A 7,965-nucleotide genomic window follows, 5' to 3' on the forward strand; every position below is an offset into this window, starting at 1 on the left:
CAAAATATTTTTGACAAACTAACAGGCAAACCGGCGTAGCCCAAACCCTGCCGGCGGCCTACCCTGCGCGCTTCATTCGCAGGATCGCGTCCATGACCTACCGCTCGAAAGTCGCCTGGATCTTTTTATTCGGCTTTGCCCTGGACCTGGTGAACATGTTCGTCGCCACGGTCGCCTACCCGGACATCGCCCGCGAACTGCACGCCTCGGTCACGCAATTGGCCTGGATCAGCAACGCCTACATGCTTGGGTTGACCGTGATCATTCCCCTGAGCGTGTGGCTGGCGGCACTGATGGGCGAGCGAACGCTGATCGCGGCGAGTCTGCTGTTGTTCGCGGGGGCTTCGCTGATGGTCGGCCAGGCGAGTTCGATCCAAACCCTGATTGGCTGGCGGGCGCTGCAAGGCTTGGGCGGCGGACTGCTGATTCCCGTGGGCCAGGCCATGGCCTACCGGCATTTTCCAGCGGCAGAACGCAGCCAGTTGACGGCGCGGGTGATGTCGGTGGCGCTGCTGGTGCCGGCGCTGTCGCCGGCCCTGGGCGGGTTGATTGTCGACAGCCTGTCGTGGCGCTGGATCTTCTACGCCAACCTGCCGCTGGCGTTGATCACTTTGCTGCTGGCACTGCTGTGGATAAAACCTGACGCGCCTGCCACGGAGCGCCCGGCCCTGGACGTGGGCAGCATCTTCAAGCAGATCCGTAGCCCGATGCTGCGCGTGGCGATGTTGGTCTATCTGTTCATCCCCGGCGTCTTTATCGGTACCAGCCTGATCGCCATCCTCTACCTGCGCGGCCTCGGCTATGACGCCACGCAGACCGGCGCGCTGATGCTGCCGTGGGCACTGGCGTCGGCGCTGGCGATTTTCCTGAGCAAGACACTGTTTAACCGCTGCGGCCCCAAACCCTTGCTGCTGGCGGGCATGGCGTTGCAATGCATCGGCATCCTGTTGCTTAACCAACCCGCCTGGGTGATTGCGGCCTATGCCTTGATGGGCCTGGGTGGCAGCTTGTGCAGCAGCACCGCGCAGACGCTGGCGTTTCTCGACATACCCGCAGAACGCATGGGCCATGCCAGCGCCCTGTGGAATATCAATCGGCAAGTGAGCTTTTGCCTCGGCGCGGCGGCGCTCAGTGCGCTGTTGTCGGCCTTGGATTCCTTCGCCATAACCTTCACGATAGCGGCAGCCCTGACACTGCTGCCCCTTTTTGCAGTGCTGCGCCTGGACGCTTCCAGAGTACGGACACTGCTTCACCCAGCCAACGAGCCCAGCCATGATTGATTACAGCGATTTTTTTGAAGAAGTGATCCAGACCCATGTCGAGATCGAGCAATGGTTTGCCGGCGTTGCGCCTGAAGGCACACTGCAAACGTTGCTGGCGCGCTTCTCACCCGACTTCAGCATGATCGCGCCCGCCACCGGTACGCGGGTAAATGCGGCCGGGGTGAAGGCACTGTTTACCCGCCTTGGCGGTATGCGCCCGGGCTTGAAAATCACCTTGAGCGAAATGACCGGGATCGACCGCCATGCACGCGGCGCCACGGTGACCTACCGCGAACACCAGATCGATGACAGCGGCACGCAGACTGATCGACGCGCCACCGTGGTGTTCGAGAAGCAGGCCAGTGGCGCCTTGCTGTGGCGCCATCTGCACGAAACCTTTATCAAGGCTTAACAGGGTCAAAACTGTGGGAGCGGGCTTGCTCGCGAAGGCGGCGGATCAGTCAGCACTTGCTTCAACTGACACTCCGTCTTCGCGAGCAAGCCCGCGCCCACATAAGCCTGCTCCCGCCGTTAGTGTTGTGTTGGGTTGACGATGACGGTGCAAGTAATGCCTGCCGCCAACAGCACGCCTTCGGGCACTTCATCAATGTGAATGCGCACCGGCACGCGCTGGGCCAGGCGCACCCAGTTGAAGGTCGGGTTCACATCGGCGATCAGTTCGCGGCTCTCGGGGTTATCGCGGTCGTAGATGCCACGCGAGATGCTTTCCACGTGGCCCTTGAGCGTCTCGCCACTCATCAATTGCATATCGGCCTCATCACCAACTTTGACGTGGGGCAGCTTGGTTTCTTCAAAGAAGCCATACACCCAGAACGAATTCATATCGACCACGGCCATTTTTGCTTCGCCGATGCGCGCGTAATCGCCCCGGTGCACGTTGAGGTTGGTGACGTAGCCGTCCACCGCCGCCACCACTTGAGTGCGTTTCAAATTCAGCTCAGCCGCTTCCAACTGCGCCAGCGCGTGTTGGTAATCGGCCAACGCCGAGTCGGCGATGTTGCTCGCGTCGTCGCGGTTTTCCTTGGAAATCACCAGGGCGTCGAGGTCGGCGCGGCGGTGCGCGTTGACCTTGCGCATCTCCCACGTGGCCTTGCGCGAGGCGACCAGCGACTGCGCCTGCTTGACCGCGATGCGGTAGTGCTCGGGGTCGATCTGCATCAGCAGGTCGCCCTTCTTCACCAACTGGTTGTCACGCACCGGCACCTCCACCACTTCACCGGTGACGTCGGCCGCCACGTTGATGATGTCGGCGCGCACACGACCGTCGCGGGTCCACGGGGTCTCCATGTAGTGCACCCACAGCGTGCGGCCAATCCAGATCGCCAAAGCCAGTACCAGCAACGTCGCGAGCAGGCTGAAAAACTTTTTCATCGGGGCATTCTCAACGGTAGACGGTCAGCGCCAGGGCGCCGAACAAGCAGACGAACAGGCTCAGGCGCAGCAACGCCGGGTGCCAGAAAAAACGGTACAGGTCGAACCCGGCCAGGAAGCGGTCCAAGGCCCAGGCCAGCCCTGCGGCGATAAAAAACATCAGGGTCATGGTCGGCATGTAGATGCCGTGGAATGCGATTTCACGAGGCATTCGGGGATCCTTTGAGGGCAGCCAGGGGCGATTGCGGGTCCAGCAACGACGTGCGGATAAAGTGCAGGTAGCTTTTCACCCGGCGCAACGCCGAGGTGTCGAAGTGCGGGGCGAAGGGTTCATCGGTGGCCTGCACGCGGCTGATCGCATGGTCGACGGCAATCAACCCGCGCTCCAGGTTGCTGGCGCTCGGTTGCAGGAACAGCCGCACCAGCGAGCGGCCCATCACGCGGATTGCCTGGCGCCAGGGTTGCGACTCGGCATACGCCGGGTGCACCGGCAATATCGCCTGCTCCTTGCGCAACTCGATGATCGCGTGGCCGACTTCCAGCACCACAAACATCCAGCGCAGCAAGTCGCGTTGCACGTGCGGCTGGCCGACGGCGAGGCCGTAGGCCTGGTGCAGCAGGTCGCGGGTGCGGCTTTCAAAGCTCGACGCCAGGCCCTTGAGTTTGCCGCTGATGGCGTACACCACCTGCTCACGCAGATCCTGTTCCAGGCGGCGCCATAGCCAGCGGCTGTTCGGGGGCAGGATAATCGCGCCAGCTGCCGCGCACACCAGCATGCCAATGACCATGGCGATGTAGTCATTGATAAAGCTGTAAGGGTTGTAGACCGTCAGGTTATCCGGCACCGAGCCAGTGCTGAAAAAGATCAGCAAGCCCACGCCGACGCCGGCGTATCGCGGGCGTGAGGCGAGGAACGAGCCGAAGATAATCACCGGTGCAAGCATCACGCACAGCAGCGGGAAGCCATCGATCCACGGGAACACAAAGAACATTTCGACGAAGCCCACCAACGCGCCGATCAAGGTGCCGCAAGCCATCTGGAAGGCCATGCGTTTCGGGTTGGGCGTGGCGGCAGACAGGCCGACGGTGGCGGCGGCGATCAGGGTCATGGTCGCGCCGCTGGGCCAGGCGGTGGCCACCCAGTAACTGCCCAGCACGATCAGGATAAAGGACGCGCGAATCCCTGAAGCGGCGCAGGCCAGCCAGTTGGTTTTCGGCGTGTAGGCTTCGCTCCATCGCTCGCGCTCATGGCTGTGATCGGCCAGCGATGCGTGGGTCTGCGCGTAGTTGTGCAGGTCATCGACAAAGCGGTAAAGCAACTCGTAGGCGGTATGAAAATCCAGCTGCTCGGCTTCGCTCGGATTGCCCTGCTGAAAATTCGCACGCAGGCTGCGCACCTTGGCGGGCAGTCCATCCTTATAGGCGCTCAATTGATTGACCAGGCGCGCCGCGTCGGGGCTGGTGAGCGCACGGCCGGAGAAACCGTCAAGGACTTCGGCCAGGTCTTGCAGGCCGGGCTTGATGGCCGCGGCAACGTGATCGGCTGCATCCGTGCGCAGCCGTTCAAGCAACTGGTGCAAGGCGTTGAAGCGCGTGGTGATGCTCATGAATTCACTGTTGAGGCGACTCAACCGGCCATTGCGCCGCCGCATGTGCGGGTCTTCAAATACGGTAACGCTGCGCAGCCCTTCCAGGCCCACGGCCTCGGCGATAAAGCGCACATTGCTGGCCTCGAACCCTTCACGCTGGCTGCGCCCACGCAGGCCGTCGGTGACAAACAGCGCGAACACGCCGAAGCGCTGGTACAAGGCGTTGCGCATCGCGGCGCTGCTGGTTTGCGGCAGGATCGCGGCGCTGACCAACGTCGAGCACAGTATTCCCAAAGAGATTTCCAGCACCCGCCACACCGCCGCCATAAAGGCCCCGTCCGGGTGCGCCAGCGCGGGCAAACCCACCATCGCCGCGGTGTAACCCGCCAGCACAAACCCATAGGCGCGAAAGTTGCGATTACGCGTCGCACCGGCCGTGCAAATGCCCACCCAGATCGCCAACGCGCCGAGGAACAATTCGGTGTTCTGCGCAAACAAAGCGATCAACAAGACCATCACCGCCGACCCCGTCAGGGTGCCCAGGAAGCGGTAAAAACTCTTGGCGAAGACCTGGCCGCTCTGCGGTTGCATCACGATAAACACAGTGATCATCGCGGTGCGCGGTTGCGGCAGTTCCAGGCGCATCGCCAGCCACAGCGTGAGGAACGCGGCGATCAGCACCTTGAAGATATAGACCCAGGTCACGCCATCGCTGCGTGCCCAGTCGAAAAAACCACGGCGCCACTCCAGGGAGTGCAACCAGCGCAGCGGTGCAGGCAAGGGCGTCATCAAATCCTACTCAGTGATCAAACACGGCAAGTGCCGCCGGGGTTTTGCTCGGGAGGGTCTTGGTGTCTGGCGGCGCATCGTTGCCGGCGCCGAGCCCGCCGCCCAGGGCGGTGACCAGTTCGGCGTGGGCACTCAGGCGTGCGGCTTGCACCTGTTGCTCGATTTGCTGCTGGTGAAACAGCAAGGTCTGGGCGTTCAGCACGTTGAGGTAATCGGTGAGGCCGCGCTGGTACGCGATCATCGCGATGTCGTAGGTTTTCTGCGCAGAGGCCACGGACTGCGCAGCGAAGGACGCCTGCTTGTCCATCGATTCGCGGCGGATCAACTGGTCGCTGATGCCCTTGAGCGCGTTGACCAGCGTCTGGTTGTACTTGGCCACGGCCAGGTCATAACCGGCGCTGGCTTCGCCCAGTTGCCCACGCAAACGACCGCCGTCGAAGATCGGCAAGGTGATCGCCGGGCCGACGTTGTAGTTGAGTTTCTCGCCACTGAGAAACCCCAGCATGGCGCCGCCGGTCGCCATGTAGCCGAGGCTGCCGACCAAGTCGACGTTGGGATAGAACCCGGCATGCGCCACATCGATGCCACGCGCTTGCGCGGCGACTTGCCAGCGGCTGGCGACCACGTCCGGGCGCTGACCGAGCAATTGCGCCGGCAAGCTCGACGGTAATTTCAGCGGCGCGGCGAGGGACAAACTCGGGCGTTGCAGTTGCGCGCCCTCGCCCGGACCTTTGCCCGCCAAGGCAGCCAACTGGTTACGGCTCAGGGCGATTTCCTCGTCCAGCGCGTCGAGCTGGCGATGGGTCTCCGGCAACGGCGTTTCGGCCTGGCTGACGTCGAAGTGCGTGCCGATCCCGGCGTTCAGGCGTTTATTGGCCAGGTCGAGAATCTGCTGTTGCTGGGCCAGGGTGGCGGCGACGATGTCGCGGTTGGCGTAATGCAACGACAACTGGATGTAGGCGCGCACCACGTTGTTCTGCAATTCGAGCTGGGCCTGGCGCGCTTCGGCGGCGCTCATATGCGCCAGGTCGACGGCGCGTTCGCTGGCGTTGCTTTCGCGGCCCCACAGGTCAAGGGCATAGCTCAGGCCCAGGGACGAATTGTTGTCCCAGGTGGTTGTTCCGCTCAACTCGCCGGGGCCATAGAACTGATCCTTCGGCCAGTTGTGGCGTTTGAGGGTGGTGTCGCTGTTGATCTGCAACGACTCAGCCGACTCGGCAATGCCGGCCATGGCCCGCGCCTCACGCACCCGCGCGGCGGCCATGGCCAGGCTCGGGCTGTTTTGCGTGGCACGTTGCACCCACTGATTGAGTTGCGGATCGCCATAGGCTTGCCACCATTGCGTGGTGGGCCAGTGGGCGTCGTGGGCGGCACTCTGGATGGCTTGGTCGGTGGCCAGGTTATTGGCGTTGAGGGCCTGGCCTTGGGGGGCGATTCCTCCGGTTCCGATGCAGCCGCTGATTGCTAACGATAAGGCCCAAACACTGAGAGTCTTCAGCTCTCTGATGATGTGACGCGGCACGGCAAGCGTATTCCTGAGGTAGTGTTGCGCAAGAGGTGGCGCAATTCTAGGGGGCGGCATGGGGAACGATAAGCTGGCATTCCTGTGAATCTTTGTTACCGTTCAGGCGATAATCCGTTGGTAGGGATCACTGGACGGCGTAACTTTCTGTCACAATTTGCTATCTCCTCTGAGAACACTCCATGGACACTTTGCAAAACATGCGCGCTTTCAGTTGCGTGGCCGAAGCCGGCAGCTTCACCGCCGCCGCCGTGCAACTGGACACCACCACGGCCAACGTCTCGCGCGCGGTCTCCAACCTGGAAGCCCATCTGCAAACCCGCTTGCTCAACCGCACCACCCGCCGCATCGCGCTGACCGAAGCCGGTAAACGCTATTTGCTGCGTTGCGAGCAGATCCTGGCCTACGTGGAAGAAGCCGAAGCCGAAGCCAGCGACGCGCACGCGCGGCCGGCCGGGCAGTTGAAAGTGCACACCATGACCGGTATCGGCCAGCATTTCGTGATTGACGCCATTGCCCGCTACCGCCGTACGCATCCCGACGTGACCTTCGACCTGACCCTGGCCAACCGCGTACCGGACTTGCTCGATGAGGGTTACGACGTGTCGATCGTGCTGGCCAGTGAATTGCCGGACTCGGGGTTTGTGTCCCAGCGACTGGGCATTACCTACAGCATCGCGTGTGCGTCGCCGGATTACGTCAAGGCCAAGGGCTGTGCGCAACGGCCGCAGGATTTGCTCAACCATGCGTGCCTGCGGTTGGTGAGCCCGGTGATCCAGCTGGATAAATGGACCTTCAACGGGCCGGAAGGCCAGGAAAGTGTGGCGATCAATACGTCGCCGTTTCTGGTTAATTCGGCGGACGCGATGAAAACGGCGATCACCAGTGGCATGGGCGTGGGGTTGTTGCCGGTGTATGCGGCTATCGAGGGGTTGCGTAACGGCACGCTGGTGCGGGTGATGCCTAACTACCGTTCGCAAGAGCTGAACTTGTATGCGATCTACCCGTCGCGCCAGTACCTGGATGCGAAGATCAAGACGTGGGTTGAATACCTGCGCGGGTCGTTGCCCGAGATTTTGGCGGCGCATCAGGCGGAGTTGGTGGCGTATGAGTTGAGTGGGAGTCTTAGCGGGGCGCGGTTGGCTAACTGACTGGGCTTTGGGGTCGGGTTTTGGGGGGCATATCCGGTATTTGCGTGATGGCCACTTAGGGTTCCGCCCTTACGGCGGGTCACTTTGGAAAAGCCCCAAAGTAACCAAAGGGCTCTTGCCCCACCACTCGGCACCTCGCTTAGGCTCGGTGTGCCCTCACTCCGGCTTGAATCCGTGGGCCGCCGTGACGGGCCATCCATGGCCCAACACGGCTAACCCGGCGTCCTGCCGGGTTACCCACGGATTCAAGCCTGCGTTCG

The 7,965-nt window shown here is 62.3% G+C and carries 7 protein-coding genes; 3 read left to right on the plus strand and 4 right to left on the minus strand.

Annotated features, from left to right (window positions below; translation table 11 throughout):
• Nucleotides 1–92 precede the first annotated feature (92 nt).
• A complete protein-coding gene (locus tag AC19YS_RS20210; RefSeq protein WP_200624531.1) occupies nt 93–1,280 on the plus strand; it encodes an MFS transporter in 1,188 nt (395 codons plus the stop codon).
• Nucleotides 1,273–1,674: a nuclear transport factor 2 family protein gene (locus AC19YS_RS20215; protein ID WP_119738417.1), complete on the plus strand. Its 402-nt coding sequence runs from the start codon at nt 1,273–1,275 to the stop codon at nt 1,672–1,674. Before AC19YS_RS20210 ends, AC19YS_RS20215 begins: the two co-directional genes overlap by 8 nt.
• Nucleotides 1,675–1,793: 119 nt before the next feature.
• On the opposite strand, the gene AC19YS_RS20220 is transcribed toward AC19YS_RS20215, so the two are convergent.
• Genes AC19YS_RS20220 through AC19YS_RS20235 form a run of 4 tightly spaced genes read right to left on the minus strand, consistent with a single transcriptional unit; the run spans nt 1,794 to nt 6,554 of the window.
• Entirely contained in the window at nt 1,794–2,654 is an 861-nt protein-coding gene (locus AC19YS_RS20220) for an efflux RND transporter periplasmic adaptor subunit (protein WP_500602491.1), read from the minus strand.
• 10 nt (nt 2,655–2,664) lie between these two features.
• Nucleotides 2,665–2,865 carry a DUF1656 domain-containing protein gene (locus AC19YS_RS20225; RefSeq protein WP_106579544.1) on the minus strand — a complete coding sequence of 67 codons (201 nt, stop codon included), beginning with the start codon at nt 2,863–2,865 and terminating at the stop codon, nt 2,665–2,667.
• Nucleotides 2,855–5,032: an FUSC family protein gene (locus AC19YS_RS20230; RefSeq protein WP_500602492.1), complete on the minus strand. Its 2,178-nt coding sequence runs from the start codon at nt 5,030–5,032 to the stop codon at nt 2,855–2,857. The genes AC19YS_RS20225 and AC19YS_RS20230 overlap by 11 nt, the downstream gene beginning before the upstream one ends.
• 10 nt (nt 5,033–5,042) lie before the next feature.
• Nucleotides 5,043–6,554, minus strand: coding sequence for an efflux transporter outer membrane subunit (locus AC19YS_RS20235; protein ID WP_119738411.1), 1,512 nt, complete (start codon nt 6,552–6,554; stop codon nt 5,043–5,045).
• 182 nt (nt 6,555–6,736) lie between these two features.
• On the opposite strand from AC19YS_RS20235, the gene AC19YS_RS20240 reads away from it, so the two are divergent.
• Nucleotides 6,737–7,705 carry a LysR family transcriptional regulator gene (locus AC19YS_RS20240; RefSeq protein WP_010213008.1) on the plus strand — a complete coding sequence of 323 codons (969 nt, stop codon included), beginning with the start codon at nt 6,737–6,739 and terminating at the stop codon, nt 7,703–7,705.
• The last annotated feature ends 260 nt before the right edge of the window (nt 7,706–7,965 follow it).

The organism is Pseudomonas sp. MF08831 (genome assembly GCF_059862645.1).